General features: G+C 64.7%; 7 protein-coding genes. 3 read left to right on the forward strand and 4 right to left on the reverse strand.

All coding sequences use genetic code 11. The features are described from left to right. Window positions 1–166: 166 nt before the first annotated feature. A complete protein-coding gene (locus ACH4FH_RS35660) occupies window positions 167–670 on the reverse strand; it encodes a YbaK/EbsC family protein (protein WP_398560120.1) in 504 nt (167 codons plus the stop codon). A 129-nt stretch (window positions 671–799) separates the two neighbouring features. On the opposite strand from ACH4FH_RS35660, the gene ACH4FH_RS35665 reads away from it, so the two are divergent. Further along, complete coding sequence (locus tag ACH4FH_RS35665; RefSeq protein WP_398560121.1) at window positions 800–1,237, forward strand: MarR family winged helix-turn-helix transcriptional regulator; 438 nt, start codon at window positions 800–802, stop codon at window positions 1,235–1,237. A gap of 264 nt (window positions 1,238–1,501) precedes the next feature. Beyond that, window positions 1,502–2,476, forward strand: a complete 975-nt coding sequence (locus tag ACH4FH_RS35670; protein WP_398560122.1) for a helix-turn-helix domain-containing protein — start codon at window positions 1,502–1,504, stop codon at window positions 2,474–2,476. 581 nt (window positions 2,477–3,057) lie between these two features. Here the strand turns inward: ACH4FH_RS35670 and ACH4FH_RS35675 are convergent. Both ACH4FH_RS35675 and ACH4FH_RS35680 read right to left on the reverse strand, forming a co-directional pair. After that, window positions 3,058–9,582, reverse strand: coding sequence for a putative adhesin (locus ACH4FH_RS35675; protein ID WP_398560123.1), 6,525 nt, complete (start codon window positions 9,580–9,582; stop codon window positions 3,058–3,060). Window positions 9,583–9,728: 146 nt separating this feature from the next. Next, entirely contained in the window at window positions 9,729–13,487 is a 3,759-nt protein-coding gene (locus ACH4FH_RS35680) for a LamG domain-containing protein (protein WP_398560124.1), read from the reverse strand. A gap of 468 nt (window positions 13,488–13,955) precedes the next feature. On the opposite strand from ACH4FH_RS35680, the gene ACH4FH_RS35685 reads away from it, so the two are divergent. Further along, complete coding sequence (locus ACH4FH_RS35685) at window positions 13,956–14,861, forward strand: YDG/SRA domain-containing protein (RefSeq protein WP_398560125.1); 906 nt, start codon at window positions 13,956–13,958, stop codon at window positions 14,859–14,861. A 611-nt stretch (window positions 14,862–15,472) separates the two neighbouring features. Here ACH4FH_RS35685 and ACH4FH_RS35690 read toward each other — a convergent pair. Beyond that, window positions 15,473–17,329, reverse strand: a complete 1,857-nt coding sequence (locus ACH4FH_RS35690; RefSeq protein ID WP_398560126.1) for a DNA/RNA helicase domain-containing protein — start codon at window positions 17,327–17,329, stop codon at window positions 15,473–15,475. Window positions 17,330–17,351 lie beyond the last annotated feature (22 nt).

Below are 17,351 nucleotides of genomic sequence, written 5' to 3' on the forward strand. Positions count from 1 at the left end.
GCTCGGCCGCCCACACACCGACCTCATCCACCCCCACCATGCCCAGAACAACGAAACCAACCAGCTCAGGCAACGATTTCTAACTGGAGTACTAGCCCGGTCGAGCCCCCGGTGACAAGGGCCACTTGCCCAGTCAGATTCAACCCCGGCCCCACGCAATCCTTGCTCATCGGCCGACGGGGAGAAGGAGCCCGCCAGTGGGCTGAAGGAGTTCACCCGCGGTGGTGGAGAAGACCCTGCGAAGAACTCTGGCGGCAGCCCAGACCTGGGCGTAGTCGGTCAGGGCTTCGTCGACCACGGTGGGAAGTGCCCGGGGATGACCGGGAGCCACGCCCACGATCACTTGTCCGGTGTCCTGGCGCACCTGCTCCGGGGTCGCGCGCCGACGCTTGCCACTCCCCCTCCAGGTGGCGAGTGCCGTGGTGTCCACCTTGCGCCGGCCACTGTTCTGAACCAGAACGGGCCCATCGTCGGAGATGAACACGAGGCTGTTGGCCATTGGACCCACGTCGCATCCCGATGCCGAGGCAGCCTCGGCGGCCCTGCGTGTCGACTCCGCCGGCACGCGTACCTCACCGGCGATGCCGGCCGAAGCGAGGACGCGAGCCACCTTCATGCTGCGAACGGGCAGTGACGTGCCTTCGTGGGGCGCCATGTGACTCCTCTTCATGCCGTGTCACGCACCATCACGCGTCAATACGCAGAACGTTCAGGATGCGGAACGATAGATCTCCAGAGGCATCGCCGCCAAGGCGGCTCGGTCTTGCGCCAATGCAATAGGTGTAAATACACTTACTGCATGGAACCTGCCACGACGGACTGCGTGTGCACCACGCTTCGTATGACGACGCGCTGGATCGACCGTCTCTACAGTCAGGCATTGGGAGAGGTCGGCCTGCGGCCCACGAGCTACGCGTTCCTCTCCCGACTGGCCAAGGACGGGCCCCTCATGGTGAGCCAGCTCGCCGATCGCCTGGCAATGGAACGGACCACCTGCACCCGCGAGTTGCAGCCCTTGGCCCGAGACGGGCTGGTCATGATTGAGGCGGGCGCCGACCGCCGGCAGCGCGTCGTACACATCTCACCCAAGGGCGAGGCGAAGCTGGCCGAGGGACGGCCGCACTGGGAGGCGGTCCAGCAGCGGGTGGCGGACGCCTTCGGGAGCGAACCCACCGACGACCTGCTCGGCAGGCTCCGCGACCTGCTCACGGAAACCCAGCAGCTGATGGCCAACTGACCTCCTGGAGGACCCATGCCCTTCGTTCGTATCTCACTCAACAGGAGAAGCGGAGACGCCGCCCGCCTCGTGGGCGACTGTGTGCACCGGGCGATGATGGAGGCACTCGCGATCCCCGAGGGGGACTGAACCCGCAACCCACGGGCGAATCAGCCTCATGAAAGCGGACATAAGCGGCCGCCGCAGCATGAACCGCAGCGCCCAGCACACCGGATGCCACCTGCTGGACCCTTTGACCGCAGCTTCAGAATCGGGGAAAGACTGTTGTTGAACGAGATGGTGTTTCGCAGTGACGATGTGCCTCGGCCGGACCGGTTCGACTACTTCGCCGAGCTCTTGGGGCGTACCCATGCCCCCATGGAGCTGCGCAGCGACTACGCCGATGACTTCCGGGCTTCCCAGCGGGTGCTGGACCTCGGTGCTGCCAGCGTGTGGTCATTCACCTTCCAGCCGCTGGTCTTCCGGCGCACACCAAAGCTGATCCGGCAGTCCGACCCCGAGACCTATCATCTATCGCTCGTCCTACGCGGGACCGGCGCAGGTGTATGGAGCCAGCGGGAAACCCAGTACAAGCCGTTCGACCTGTTCATCAACTCTTCCTCGCTGCCGAACGACGTCCACAGCGCCGAGGCCTTGGCCTCGACGGTGGCTCTGGAGATCCCCAAGGCCCTGGTGCCGCTACCGCGCGACGTGGCCCGCCGGATAGTCGGTGCGCCGGTGTCTGCTCAAGAAGGGATGGGCGCCCTCCTGGCGCGGTTCCTCACCCAGCTCACCGAGGACACCACCCTCTACCAGCCCACCGACGGCCCCCGCCTGGGAACGGTCCTGACCGATCTGACCACCGCCCTCTTCGCCCACCTGCTCGAAGCCGGGAACTGCCTCCCCCCGGAGACCCACCGACGGACCCTCACCCTGCGCATCCAGGCGTTCATCCGGGAGCACCTGCACGACCCGCACCTCACCCCGGCCACGGTCGCCGCCGCGCACCACATCTCCACCAGCTATCTGCACCGCCTCTTCCAAGGCGAAGACGCCACAGTCGCCGCGTGGATCCGCCGCCTGCGCCTGGAGGCAGCCCACCGCGACCTCACCGACCCAGCGCTCCAGACCCTCTCCATCCACGCCATCGCCACCCGCTGGGGATTCCCCCGTCCAACGGACTTCAGCCGTGCCTACCGCACCACCTACGGCACCACACCCAAAGACCACCGGCACCAGGCCCTCCACAACCACGAGTGAACGCATTGCCCACACAGTTGTGCACTCTGAGCTCACGACTCACCAGCCCCCCTTCCGCCAACATGGAGGACGTAAGTTGAGAATCCATGAAGGCGGCGGCGATAGGCCGCTAGGGTGCAGCCATGACCGCTTCGATGAATTCACGCGGAGGGAGATAAGAATGCCGAGAGACGTAATGCGAAATCAGGTTGGGTGCAGCATACCGAACCCCATCACTGGAGGGAACCCACAATTCCGCCGAGCCGAGGCGCATTTTTTTGCCACGTGCTTCAATCGTGATCTCGCTACGCCGCCTCAGGAAGCAGAATTCGCAATCGTGATGCCCTCGCGTCCGATTTACCGGGGTAAGCGATAGGCGTTGAAGCTTTTCCAGAAAGTCGCCCTCCACCCTACCTCGCCGGAAAAACGGATGTCTGATACTGAGCCATCCTACATTGAGCGCGGATCCCGAGGACCCGAGGTAGGAGTAAGGCGAGAGTTCAGGATAATATGCCATTTTAAAGTACATCCTCGCTCTGATACTGCCGTGGCAGCGCGCGGCTTGACTAAGTCTATAGCTGCGCGCCGCCAAGGCAGCAACATCATTCCCTTGGACCTCTGCAGGCAGCCCAGTGACACGTCCCCATATTCGGCTGCAACAGCTTACTCAATGGAGTTCTCCTGTCCACAGTGACCGAACTGTTCAGGACAAGGATCGTATCGTCGGCAGGGAATAGGCTGTAGTTGCGTACACGAGCTCCAGGGCCGTATCTGTCCACCACAGCTCCCTTGTACACGCCACCCTCGATCTCGGCGCCTGCCCTGTCGCCGATCACGTAGGGGTGCTTTGTGTAGAAATTCAGCTCTGTCCCCTCAGGTATTTTTGTCCACCCACTGCGCTTCTTCCATCCACCATGGCCAGCGAATACGGTCTCTCCCTTAATGTGAGAGATTCCGAAAATCCTGGGGCCAGGACCAACTCCAGGGCCGAACGCTCGCATTCCCTTGAGGAACGCAGATCCTCCCCTTAGTGCGCCGGCACCAGGAATGGGCGCAAAGGAGGCTCCGAGTCCAAGACCGTCGGAGAAATTGGAAGAATTTACCTCTACGCCATTTTCGCTCATTTCGTCGCGCATGGCATCGCCGGCGCAATCAACTGAACCGAATATTTTAAATACCTGGCAGCCGACAGTGACTGTATCGACCACTCCGGTGAGGATCCCACCGAGCCAGTCTTCGTCATCCCCTCGGGGCCCAGGTATCCACTTTTTGTTGCAGTTGAAGCGATTGCAGGAGGAGCCCCAGTGACCGCTGTTGGTGCTCCCACTGCTGCTGGTGTATGCCGTCCCTGACGAGCCTCCGCTATAGCACCCGACGGAGCAGCCGGAGTGCCTTTCCCTCTCGGGGTGATATACAGACCCGCTGCCTGGAACTCCGTTATTGCAGTGTTGCATGACGCCGGTCATGCAGTCGGCGTTCCCGAGGCCTGTCGGATCGGAGTTGGTCGTCGGATTGTTGGAACTGTAGCTGTATCCGTTGAGGGTTTGGGGCTTACCGGTTTCCAGCAGGGGGTCGACGCTGAGGAAGGCGCCGATGGCGGGGTCGTACTCTCGGGCACCGATGTGGGTGAGGCCGGTGCCGGCGTCGGCAGGAGCCCCGAGGAATCTCTTGTCGTCGGGCCAGTCCGTGGGTGCGGTCCCGCGGGAAGCTCCGAAGGGCGTGGTGTAGCGCTTGGTGTAGGTGAAGGTGCTGGCGTCGATGGCCAGGCTGGAGGTGCCGTGATGGTCAGCGGCCAGGAAGCTCAGTTTGGTGGGGGCGCCACTCGAGGCGCTACGCACTGCGATGGTGTGGCTGGCTGCGGTGTAGTAGCGGGAGCCAGAGAGGGTTGTCGTTGCGCCCTTGGTTGTGAGCCGTATTTCGGTGTCGCCGAAGTAGAGGAGCGTCTCGCCGTCGGCGTTGGCTCGCCGGATGAGGAGTTCTCCGTCGGCGTTGTAGAGGTAGCCGGTGGTGGAGGGGGAGTTCGTGGGGGCAGGCTCCGTTGTGGTTGAGAGTTTGCCTTCGGCATTCCACAGCAGTGTCTGGTCGGCCTTGGGGCCCGGGCGCTGAGTGGTGTTACCGGTTTTGTCGTACTTGTAGCTCTGAGTTTTGCCGTTGGACTCGGTGCTCGCCAGGGGGTGGGGCTGTCCGTTGGACGTGCCATAGGTGTAGGCGGTTGTGGTGTCGCCTGATGTGGCGTGCTGTACCTGTTGTGTGCGTTGGCCTGCGGAGTTGTAGCTGTAGCTGCTCCAGTACGGTGCGGCGCCAGCGAGATTGGAGTTGGTGCGTCCGCTGGGGCTGCAGTCGTCGGTTTGCGGTGTCCAGGCTTCAGTGAGACGGCGGTATCCGTCGTAGGTGAAGCATTGGTTGTCGCTCTTCGCCGTGCCGCCGAGGGTCGTGGCATCGGAGATGGAAGTGACGTTTCCTGCGTCGTCCTGACGGAAGGCCAGGTCCTGGAGTCGGTAGGGGTGGGTGTCGTCGGTGACGTAGGAGCGGGTCAGCCGACGGGTTCCTGGTTCATAGTCGTAGCCCAGGTAGACGCTCTTGGCCGAGGTGCCGGTACTGGTGCCGAGGGTGAGTCGACGTAGGTCCCCGGCCGGGGCATAGTCGGCGCCTTGCAGGTACCCGGTGGTGCCCTTGGCTGTGAGTTGCTGGCCTGTGGCGTTGTAGGTGTACGAGACGGTCTCGGCAGACAGGCCGGCTACTGCAGGCTGGGAAACCTGGCTGATTGTCCCGTCGAGGCGGTATCCAGTGGCGGCGGACAGGGTTTTGGGGACACCTGCCTTCACCAGGGGGTCGCTTTCGGGTAGAGCGAGTTGGCGCTCCGTGACCTGGTAGAGGCTGTCGTAGCGGGTCACCTTCTGGGCGTATGCCTTGCCTGCTACGCCTCCCTCGTACCGGATGGAGGAATCAGGTTGGCCTTTGGCGAGGGCATCGAACGTCCAAGCGGTGAGCTTGTTGGCGTCAGTCTTGGACCCCTGCCATGTGCCGGTCTTGCGGCCTAGTTCGTCGTAGGCATAAAGCAGGGTTCTGTCTTCGGCGTCCGTGACGCTGGTGATCTGGTCAAGGTCGTCGTAAGCCGTGCTGGTCTTGCCTTTGTCCGGGTCGTCAGTAGCGGTTTGACGGCCGAACAGGTCGTATGTGTGGGACCAGGTTGACTTGGAGGTCTCGGTCTCCGAAACAGGGCCGGTGACTGTTCTGGGTTGTCCGCCCAGGGTGTAGGTGTAGTTGGTGGCGACGTAGTTGGTGCCGGTTGGCTTGGGCCCGTCGTAGTCGAGGCGCTGGGTGGTTTGCCCACGGGCGTCTGTGACGGTGGTGACGGCTTGGCCGCCGGTAGCAGCGGTGGTGGAGGTGGTGTCGCCGGTGTAGGTGGTTTCTGTGGTCCAGCGCGGCACGCCGTAGTTGCGGGTCACAGTTCTGATGGGGCGCTCAGCGCCGTCGTAGGTGGTGTCAGTCTGAGTGGGCGCCTGGCTGCCTTCGGTCTGCACGGGGGCACCGGATGGTGCGTTCTTCTCGTCCCAGATGTCTGACTGCGTGCTGGACGCACGTCCGCGGGAGTCGTACAGGGTGAGTGCTATCAGACGGCCGCCGACGGGTGAGGGGCTTTGAACCTGACGAGTGCGCAGGAGCGAGTCGTAGATCTCGTAGGTGGTGTTGTAGCCGTTGCCGTCGCCTCGCAACGTGCTTGTGGAGATCCAGGGCAGGTCGCTGTTGGCGAGGTGGTAGCCGTAGACGTAGTTCGGGGTCTTCCCGGCGATGTGAGAGCGGTTGGGGAGCCAGACCTTGGCAATGCGGCCGAGGGAGTCGTATTCGGTCTCAGTGATTCGGCCGTTGGGATCAGTCGCTTTACGGGGCGCGCCCGTGCCCGGGTCCATCGTGGTGCTGGTTTCGAAGCCCTTGGCGTTACCGGTGACCGTGGTGAGCAGGGGACCGCTGCCGGCGGGTGTGTAGGTCGTGGTGGCCTTGGTGTGGTCTTGGGCGTCCTTGACGAGGGTGGGGCGGCCGAGGGTGTCGTAGGTGGTGGTGGCGGTCTTCTGCCAACTGGGGGCGTTGGCTGCGTCGTAGCCCTTGGCGCGGCCGGTCCACTGGGCGTCGCCCTTGGTGGGTGTCTGGTTGGCGGACCAGGTGGTGGTGTCGTAGGCCGTGGCGGTGTCGGAGATGACGTCGCCCGGGCGGCTGCTGTCCGCGGGGAGGTCGAGGTCGGCGTCTGTGGTGGTGCAGGTCTTGGCTGTGGTGCGTGTGCGGGAGACGAGGGAGGTCAGGCCGTCATCGTTGCGGGCGTACCAGGTGCGGGTGCAGGTTTCGTCGCCGCTCTTGGCGTCGTCGCCGCGGTCTTCGACGGTCTGGGTCATGCCCAGGTCGTCGTAGGTGGTGGCGGTGGTGCGTACCCGGTCGGTGGGGGTGATGCCGCTGGTGATGGCGGTGCGGGCGTGGGTGGCGCCGGTTCGGGTGAAGTAGGCCTCTGTGTCCGCGTAGGACTTGTGCTGGATTGCGGTGCGCTTGGACCAGGGTTCGTTGACGCTGCCGGAAGTGTAGGCGGCGTTGTTGTAGGTCGCTGTTTCGCGGGTGAAGCCGGCGAATTGCTCGCTGTCGGTGATGTCGGCAGCTTTGATGCCGTTGACAGTGGCGGTGCGGCGCTTGTCGGGGTCGAGGGTCTTGCCGTCGGCTGCGAGAAGGCGGTCGCCGTTCATTCCTCGCATGTAGATGGTGACGGTTTTGGACTGAGTACCGGCGGGGTCACCGGTGAGGTGGGTGACCTTTTCGTAGCCGCGCCACAGGGACCACGTGCGTTCCTTGGCGGGGGTGAAGGGGTCGTCGTTGTAGTGCCAGGCGCCGCCACCTGAGTAGGTATAAGTGTGCTGAACGGCAACGGATCCACCATGGGGGTCGGTGGTGGAGACGGAAGTGACGGGGTACTTCTGGAACCAATCCAGTTGCGGGTCACCAGCGCCGCCGTTGGGCTTCCAGTAAACGGGGTAGCAGCGGCGGGTGTTCTGGTCGACCTTGGGCATGGTCTGGCCGGCGACGCAGTCGGCTTCGGCGTAGCTGACGATGGTCTGGGCACCGGCTTCGGATGTGATGGTCTTCAGGCGGGGCTTTTCCAGAGAGAGGATGTCGTCACTTGGTCCGTCGACGCGGTTGGGCCGGAATTCGTGGTCGAACCGGACCGGGTCGAGGGAGATGTCGGTGCCGTGTTTGCCGGTGTGCTTGATCTCGTCCAGCCACAGGGACTGGTCGGAGGAGTCGCCGGTGTCGCCGGGGTCGAGGTACTGCTGCTTCAGGGCCCAGTTGTCGATTGGCGTGTAGGCGGGCGTCGCGGCCGCAGCGTCCCAGGCGTAGGTGGTGAGGCTGGTGAGGCGCTTGCGGGTGAAGAAGGTAGGGGCGACGTTGCCGGTGCACTTGACGTCGTCCTTGCAGACGGCGTCGAAGGGCACGTCGGGCCAATTGTCGCGGGTGTCCTCGGTCAGGGAGTCGCAGCCGGCGCCGGCTGCAGTGCACCGTTCGTTGTAGCTGAGGACGACCTTGTTTGAGGCGGCGGGGCTGGCGGAAAAGAGGGAGCCTGCGCGCTGGCCGTAGCGGATTTCTTTGAGGTAGCCGCCGCGGGTGTAGGGGGTGCCGTTGGTGTCGTCGCCGAGCTTGTCGTAGTTGTTGGTTTCGGCTTGGTACCAGTAGGTCATGGCGTTGGCGTGAGTGTCCTGGACGAGGTCCAGGTTCCAGCGCCAGGCCTGCTTCTTGTCGCGATGGGCGAATGTGGTGCCGTTGTTGTAGCCGGGCTCACCGGTGTCGTCGCCGAAGACGGGCACGGTCCAGACCGAGTCGGTGCGGTCGTCGGCTCCGGCTCCCGGGAGCTTGTTCAGGCCGAAGGTGTAGCTAGTGCCGTTGGTGGTGGTGACGGTCCAGTATTCGCCGTCGTCGTCACCGTTTTCGGCGCCGGTGTGGTGGGTGACCTGGGAGGCGTCGTCGTTCTTCAGGTGCCAGGTGCCGGTGGTGTCGTCTTTGACGAGTTCGGTGGCCTTGCCGTTCAGGACGAGTGAGGCGTTGTCGTACTTCCAGCACTGGTCGAACTTGTCGTCCTGGCCGTCGTCGTCACAGGAGCCGTACTTGCGCTCGACGTAGGAGGAGGTGAGGTCGAAGCCCTCACCGATCGTGGTGCCCTGGTTGTTGGTGCTTGCGGTGCGCCCGTCGATGGTGCCGGAGTCGTAGGAGATGCTCAGGTCCGGTTGCGGCCCGGCTGCAGCCGGTGGGGTGCGCAGAGGGTAGGACCAGGTGAAGGAGCCGGAGGAGCCGCCTGCTTCCCACGTGGAGGAAGCGCCGAGTGGGGTGGCTTTATAGTCGCCGGCGCCGGACTTGGTGCCGGCGACGAGGGCGAGCACCCTCTGCTGGCCGCCGGAGGCCGCCTTGAATCTCAGAGGGGCGGTGAGCTGCTGGCGGGCGCGCTGGTTGGTGAAGCGCTGTGGGCTCAGGTGGCGGCATGCTGCTTTGTTCGGCGTGGTCAAGGCGCAGGCCGGCAGGTTCATCAGCTGCAGTCGGCCGGCGTAGTCACCGCCGTAGGCGGAGGCGAAGGGGGCGTAGTTGATGCCGAGCTGGTTGCTGCCTCCGCGGGCCGGTCCGGTGGCGGTGAGCACCACGCCCTTGAGACCGAGCTTGCGTGAGGTGTCCTGCCCCAGGACTGCGACGTCGGCCGTGCCAGCGACGCGGAGGGTCCGGTCGGTGGGTTTGGTCAGGGTGAGGGACAGGTCGCCAGGCTTGGCTTTGGTGCGTGCCGGGGTCGTGGAGAGTCGGGCGCTTTTGGCGGTCGGCCAGGTGGTGGTGCGTTGCTGGTCGGTGCGGGCACGCCGTTGGTCGGCCGTGTCGGCCCTCGCCGCTTTGTGCATCTGGGCGGCAGTGCGGGGGTCGGGTTTGACGGTGAGGCGTTTGACGTCGGCTGCGCGTGGGGCGGTGAGTTTGGGGCGGCCCAGTGGGTCGGGGGCGTCGGCAAATGCCGCGGGAGTGATCAGGCCCGGAAGGAGGGTGAAGCTGAGGGCGACGGCGAGGCGCCGGGGCCAGCGGCGCCTTGTGGGGGCCGCAGAGCGTGACGGGTCGGTGTGCATGTGGGTTCTCCTTGCCTCGCCGGCGCGGGGCGCAGGTCAACAGCCCTGTGGTGCAGGCAGGGTCAGCGTCAGGTGGTGGAGCGCGAGCTGCTTAGTGCATCGGCAGTCGGTGGCAGCTCAGCGCTGCCACCGACGCAGGGCTTCGCTCAGGCGTCGTCGGGGACCGCAAGGACCTGGGAGCGGACCTGGTCCGCGGTCATCGCGCCGGTCCACACGCGCAGTTTGGCCAAGGCTCCGGGGAGGTGGTGGCTGGTGGTGCCGGCCAGAGGAGCGTTGCCGGCGGTAAGGTCTCCGCTGCCTTGTTGGGGGGTGGCGAAGCCTGCTTTGCCCTCGGGTTGCTGCTGGAACTGGCCGATGTACAGGCGGGTCATGCCCGTCTGTTCTTGGCCGTCGTCCTTGGTGAACGTTTCGTTGGCGTCGAAGGCCCCGGTGAGGTCGACCCAGCTGTTGAGTTCTTTGGGGCTGATGGGTTCCTCTGCGGTGACCATGCCGGTGTCGGTGACCTTGCCGGTGGCGTCGACGGCGGTGCGGCCGAACTTCCACAGGTAGGTGTCGGCAGCGGGCTTTTCCACCCACAGGGCCCAGGAGGATTCCTTGCCTGCGGGTGTGGCCTGGGAGGCGACTGCTGCGCGGTAGCCGATGGGCTGTTGGGCGAGGCTTGCTGAGTCCAGGCGGACGCGGGCGGAGACGGTGAAGGAACCGGTTTCGTCGACCACAGGGCCGGCGGCGGTGGCGTATCCGGTGGAGCCGTTGAGGACCAGGGACTGGTCCTGGCCGTCTTCGTCCTGCAGTGATGCGCCGGTCGTGGAGAGCTTCAGCGGGCCGCGGTGGTAGGGGAAGCTGGTGCTGCTGGGGTCGTCGGGGTCTTCGGGGCTCTCCATGACGCTGGTGCCCTGGGCGATGGTGGCGTCCCAGTGGCTGACGAGTTCGTTGGCGGGGACGCCGTCCTGCTCGAGGGCTGCTTCTTGGTGGATCTCGTCGGCGTTCAGCGGGCGCTGCCACACAGCGACCTCGTCGATGCGGCCGCGCCAGTTCTCGCCGTAGGTGTCAGCTACCTTGCTGCGGCCGAACTGCAGTCCCTCGGAGGCCGTCCACGGCTTGTAGGTGGTGACCGTGCTGGCGATGACGGGCTGTCCCTGGGGGCTTCCGTTGACGAAGAGTTGCAGGGTGTCGTTCTTGGGGTCGGTGTCGTGCTGGGTGTCGAAGACGCCTGCGAGGTGGGTCCACACTCGTGGTGTCGGGTTGGGGCTGTCGGCGATCGAGCGGATGTAGGAGGCGGTTTTGCTGTCCTGGTCGGTGCGGTTGAACACCCACTTGTGCAGGCCCGCTGAGTAGTACAGCGTGAACGCGGAGGCGTGCTCGCCCGGCTCCGTGAGCGCCACGTGATTTGTGGTGGTGTCGGTGAGGTAGACCCAGGCCGAGACGGTGAAGGAGTCGCCGGTGTTGAGTGCGGCCGTGCTGGTGTCGGCGTAGCCCTTCTGCTGGGCGGGGTCGTTGCTGTCCATCCAGAGTGAGTAGTCATGCGCGCCGCGGCGGGCGAGTGTTGACCATCCTGCGCCTGTGGTGTGGAGGGTCGCGTTGTGTCGGCTGCCTGCGGTTGCGCTGTCTGCCGCGACGGTCACCGTTGACCCGGGCGTGCCGTCGTTGAAGTGCCAGCGGCCTGTGTTGCCTTCGGCCGGGGAGGCCTTGAAGACGTATTCGGCGGGCGGCCCGTAACGGACGCGGCCGTCGGCGTCGAGGTCGGTGGCCTCGACGGAGAGGACCTGGGTGCCGGGGAGGGAGGGCGTGACGTCCTTGACGGTGGGGGTGGCGCCGCTGACGGTTTTCGCGCTCTTCTTCGACGTCGTCAGCAGGCGGTAGCGGTAGCCCTTGGTGCCGGTCTCGCCTGCGTAGGGCTTGAAGGTGAAGGTTCCCGGGATCCCGGGGCCGCCGTGGGGCTCGCACACGTTGGTGGTGCACGAGGTGTAGGGGCCGGCGCTGGTGATCTGCGGTTCCTTGGGCGCGCTGGTGTCGATCTTTAGGTAGCACCATGAGGAGTAGGCGGAGAAGAGGTCCCCGGACTTGCCTGCGTAGTACCAGTGCGACTGGGTGCGGGATTTGAACCGGTAGAGGCCGCCGTCAGCACGCTTGTCGGTGGCGGCTTTTTCCAGGGTGCCGTCCGGGTCCCAGCCTGCATCGGGTTTGTAGTCACTCCAGACCTTGTCCCATGAGCCGTCGGTCTGCTTGCGCTCCATGTAGAACTCGGCCTGTAGTGAGCCGCTTTCCTCGCCGCTCTTTGGCTGCACCTTTGTCTGGACGCGTGCCTGAACGGTGGGAGTAGCCGTTGTGACGGTCAGCGGGTCGGAGGCGGAGGTTCGGCAGTAGGCGGTGGTGCCCGTCCCCGGGATCACGCCGACGGAGGTGGGCAGGCCCGGCCTTGGCACATAGTTGACCTTCAGCTCGGCGTTGGAGTCGAACCGCTTCCAGGCTCGCGGTTCGCCTTCGTCGGTCGCTCGCAGCATGAGGGTGAGGCGGGAGATCTTGCCGTCGGCGAAGGAGCGGACCGTGGAGGCGAGGTTCTCGTCGCTCTCCTGGGGGTTGTCGTTGAACTCCACCCATGTGTCGGGCTGCGCTGGCGAGCAGTTTTTGTCGCGTCCTGCGGAGATGTAGCGGTCGCCCATGTGGTCGAGGGTCTTGGGTCCGGGCCAGCGGGTGCCTTCGGAGATGTTGTCGGTGCGCTTGAGATCGACCCAGTAGGGCGTGCAGTTGAACGACCAGGTCTCATGGGCCCGGAAGGTGGCGTCGATGACGTACTTGCCGCTGAGCTTGGTCGGGGCGAATTCGAAGTACATGCGGTCGGTGTAGCCGGAGCCGCAGTAATAGCCGTCTGCGTTGCCGCACTTGCCGACGCCCATGGGCTTGTCGAACTGCCAGAACTTGTCGCCGTCGGAGGAGAGTTTGGTGCGCTCGGACACGCCGAGTCCGACAGGTGGGTCGATGTAGACGGGGTAGACGGTGTCCTTGCCGCGTAGCAGTTCCAGGTCCGGTGTCACGGAGACGGCGCCGTTGGCGACGGTGACGGGCAGTTCCGCGGTGGCGTCTCCCTCCCCCGGGCGGGTGTCGTCCGTGGTGAGGGTTCCTTCGGCGGCGGCCGCTTGTTGCGACGTCTTCAGCCCTGCGGTCGTGGTGGCTTTCCGTGAGAGTGCGGGGGTCTCGGTGGTGCCTGCGGAGTCCCACATCTGCCCGGCCGGTCCGGTGAAGAGGGCGTTGCCGTCGGCGTCGACGGCGCGCAAGCCGCCTCCTGCTCCGGGGATGACGCTCAGTTCCTTCGCCGAGGCGGTGAGCTTGATGTTCTCCAGCTCCGGGCTGTCCGCGGCCTCGGGGGTTTTGACGACCAGGACCTCGCGGTATCCCTCTGCGGTTGCGGTGAGCTGCAGGTCGACGTCCTTGAGGACGTCGGCGTAGGTGGCTGTCGCCCCGTTAAGCGTGGGGGTGGGCAGAGTTCCCGGCCAGCCGAACCTCATGGCTCTTTCGTCCTTGCCCAACTTCAGCAAGCCTGTTCCGGCGCCTCCTCCGGAGAAGGCCAGGTCCACGACGGCGCTCTTCGGACCGACGGTGCCGTCGGAGTGGCGCACGAGGGAGGTGTCAATTCCCTGCCACGTTCCGTCAGATGCTCTCGCCCGCCGAGGGGTGGTGGACTGGGTGAGAGTAAACGTTCCGTCAGGGTTGGCGAAGGTCTGCGAGTACTCGGAGCGCTCGGATGTCACCTCAACCGACTCGCCGGTTGCCGCAGCTCGCTGCAGCGCGGACAGCGGCTTGGCCGGAGTCTTGCTGACTGCGTGGGCTTGCGGTGGCCCGAGAGCGAGCGCCGGAAGTGACGCAAGTACTGCCGCTGTTGTAACGCCGGCCACGCCGCGTCTGGTCATGCTTCTTCGTGCACCGTGAATCCGGCGCCCCCACCCCAAACCCACAGTCCCCACCCTGAGTTCACGTTTCATCACAAAAACTTCACAGCTGCGCGAGTTAACCTCGTTGCGAGTTCCACCGTCAAGCGTGACCCTCGTCACAACAGCAGATCCTCGCCAACCCACACCAAGGGCGATTGCCGCAAAGGTCCTCACGCGCGACGTACAGCCGGGGAGTCGCCCGATAGGCCCGGAGGGGAGCCCCCTGAAGAGTCGGCGCCGTCGAATGGGGGCACGGCCTCCTGGCGGGTGCCCTTCGAGGAATACGACCAGGTCGTGGCCACTGTAGGTGGTGTCGAGGACATGAACTCGAGTCTGGATTACCGCTATTTAGGGTGGGCGTCAGCGTTCAGCGCCGTCTACAGGCGCTGGTGGGCTTCCCCAGTCCTGCCATGACTGGTTGTCAGTAGTCCGTGCAAGGGTGTGGCCATGATTGGTGACGTGCCCAACGTTCAGGTTGGTCAGGAGTTCAGTACCCGGAAGCTCGCTGCTGCTGCCGGTGTCCACCGCCCCTTCCAGGCAGGGATCTGCGGGACCAAGAAGGATGGTGCCGAGTCCATCGTCGTTTCTGGCGGCTACAAAGATGATCAAGATTTCGGAGACGTCATCGTCTACACCGGCCACGGCGGGCGCGATGGCTCCGGGAACCAGGTGTCGGACCAGAGCCTTGATGACAGTGGCAACGCGGCTTTGGTGACCAGCCACCTTGAAGGCCTCCCCCTGCGTGTCGTCCGGGGAGCGCACAAGGGCTCGCCGTACGCCCCTTTGAAGGGCTACCGCTACGACGGCCTTTTCCGCGTCACCAGCTACGGCAGCACGCAGGGCATCGACGGCTTCTTGATCTGGCAGTTCCGGCTGGAGTCCTACCAGGACACGCCGATCCCGGTGACGGTCCAGCAGGCGCTGCCCATCGTGGACCCTCCGCCCAGCGCCGGGAGCACGACGCAGCCGCCGGCCGGGAACGGGACCCCGGAGCGCGTGACCACCAGCGTCCAGCGCATCGTCCGCAGCAGCGCCGTGAAGCGGCAGGTGAAGGAATGGCACGACCACGCCTGCCAGATCTGTGGTCTGACGGTCGAGCTGCCGGGGGGCAAGTACAGCGAAGGTGCGCACATTCAGGCACTCGGCAGCCCGCACAACGGGCCTGACACGACCGACAACGTGCTCTGCCTCTGCCCGACCTGCCACGTCCTCTTCGATGGAGGCGCCATAGTCCTCGCCGACGATCTCACCATCATTCGGGACGGCAAGGCAGGACAGAAGCTGAGGACCTCTCCCAAACACGACATCAACCGGGCATGCGTTGCTTTGCATCGCGAGCGGTGGCGCCAGTAGGCCCGGCTGCACAGCAGGGCCGCGCCGAGGAGGGTCGGCCGCGCGTGGGCAGGCAAGCCGCAGCCCCACGCGCGGCCAGCGACACCAGTAACGACCATGGCGGGTCCGGCACCAACCAGACGCCGGACCCGTCGTTTTCAATGCTAATCCCAGGTGGCCCCCAGCTATATGAGGTCGCGCCAGGCCTTTATCGGGAGGCAGTGGCCGGTGCAGATCTGCCAGAAGTGACGCCCAGGCCCAGTAAGGCTATTCACGTCAGCCGAGAGGCCGAAGGCTTCGACCTCTCTCGATACAAGTATCGCCTTGATCTCTACACCATGCCGGGCAGGTGTATCTCTCGTCGATCTCTTCACTTCACCCCGGAACTTCGGATCAAAGTGCTTTTTTCCGAAGCAGCGTTGCATACGACTCGCTCCGCAGTCTGCCGTGGCACTCTTGCTGCGTTGGCCACCTCTGGATTACTTCGGGAAGATACTGATCGAGGAGGGTGGGACCAGTCGGGTTCGTCCGAGGCCATTTCGTCCGCTGCAACCGGTCTGCCGTGCTCTGTGATCCCAACGAGCGCCGCGCAAGCCTCCCGGCTGCGCGGCGCACGGCTGCAGCCGCTGCGCTCAGGTTTCCTTAGCGGCCCGGCCAGGGACGAGTGCACGCAGCATGGCTTGCGTTTCAGGATCGGTGGAATAGAGGACGGTGCCAGCTAGCCCCCTGGTCAGTAGCACCTTGTAGCTGTTACGCGCCAAGAGGTCGAATTGCTCCGGTTCCGCGTCCCTCAAGCTGCCGTCTCTGCTCGCTGCTTTGCGGGCACGCCAGCCATTGTCACGCCAGACCAGGTCAGGGCCGAAGATAGTGCCGTTCCAGGCGTACTCGAAGCCCTGTGCCGTGTAAATACAACCAACCTGTCCGATCCCCCCTGGCTCCGTGGCCCACAGCGATGATGAGGGGACGTCGCCAACGGAACGCTCACCCTTGAGATTCCAGGGCTTGCGCCACTTTCCGATGACCACGTCTTCGACGAGGCTCCCGTCGTTTCGCGGGCTGCTCCACCGCCAGCAGAAGCCGGCAGTCATGCGCGCGGTGTAACCCGCCTCTTGCTGGGAGCGAAGATAGGTCTCCATCTCCTGGGGCGTGTCTGCGACGAGCAGCTCGAAGTTCTCCTCCGGCTGCCACGGGATCGGCCCCCCTGAGTCCAGTCCCAGGAGGCGAAGCACCCAGTTCTCGTATGCGCGACTCCCGCCGCACCGGAACTGGTCGTTCAGATTGACGTGCCGGACGATGCAACCTCGGGCATCGGCGGCTTGGTCAATCGTCTTGACGCTCCCCATTTCTCCGGGGCGCACCACTTGATGCTCATCGAGCAGGAAGACCGGAACTCTGGCCGCGTCGATGAGTTCCTCAACCTGACTGCGATCGCTGCGGAATGTGGCCGGCGTATCCTCTCCTGCCGAATGGCGGCGTATGCGGTGCGCCTCGTCGCAGATCAAGACGTCAAGTCCGTTCTGTTCAGCAATGTCGAAGTCGAAGAAGTACTTGAATAGCTTGGGGATCTTTTTGTTCGTCTCGCCGACTACGTGGCGAAGCGTCGTAGTGAAGGATTTTGAGCCGGTGGCGTGGACGACAGTTCTGCCGTACCTGCTGAGGTCACTCATAAGGTGAAGGGCAATCAAACTTTTCCCCGATCCGGGACCTCCCGAGACCACGATGACTTCTTTCTGGTCCGCTCGGCGCGCGGCGGCAGCTGCACGTTTCACCAAGGACGCTGCCACCTGCTGCTCGTCCAACAGTAGGAACTTGCCGCCGTGCGTGATCTCATCCGCCGCAGCGCGCATGAGCTGCCGACCAGGGGCGGCAGGGCTCTCCAGAAGAGCATCCGCTTCAAGAGCCCCGTCGAGCGCGGACAGGCGGGTCTGCAGATACCGTATGAGTTCGCCACGGGTCGTTTTGGTGAAGAGCTGTGCCTTCGCATCGGGAAGCCTGAACAGCTGGTCGACATCCAAATCATCTGCATTGTGCAGGTAAGCGATGCCGGAAACTCCGTCCTGACGGTCGTTCAGGAGATTAGTGAAATCCTGTAGGTAGTCACAGTAACGTCGCACCTGCGCAACAGGGTGCAGGGCTGCATGGTTTCCCATTTTGCGGACCAGGCACAGGTCCTCGGAATCCGGTACAAGGCGCGCTTCGCTCCACTGCTTGAGCTCCACAATGACGTAGGACGGCATGCCGGTCTCGGGGTGCGAGCCGGCCAAGACCGCGTCGGCGCGCAGGCTGGTAAGAGGTAACTTCTGCTCAATCAGTACTTCGACCTCATCGAGCCCGGCGTCGCACAGCACCTCCGCCAGGGCTGGAAGGCTGTTCCGCCACGCACCGCACTCACCGGACGGCGGGTCCTGGGAGAGTGTGCTGCGGTACTGCTCGGTGAGGTGCGCGACCAAGTCTGCGCGGCTGCGCTCGTGCAGCGCACGTGCGGACATACGAGCGAGGGGCACGGGCAGC

This window comes from Streptomyces sp. NPDC017993 (assembly GCF_044328065.1).
GTDB lineage: Bacteria > Actinomycetota > Actinomycetes > Streptomycetales > Streptomycetaceae > Streptomyces.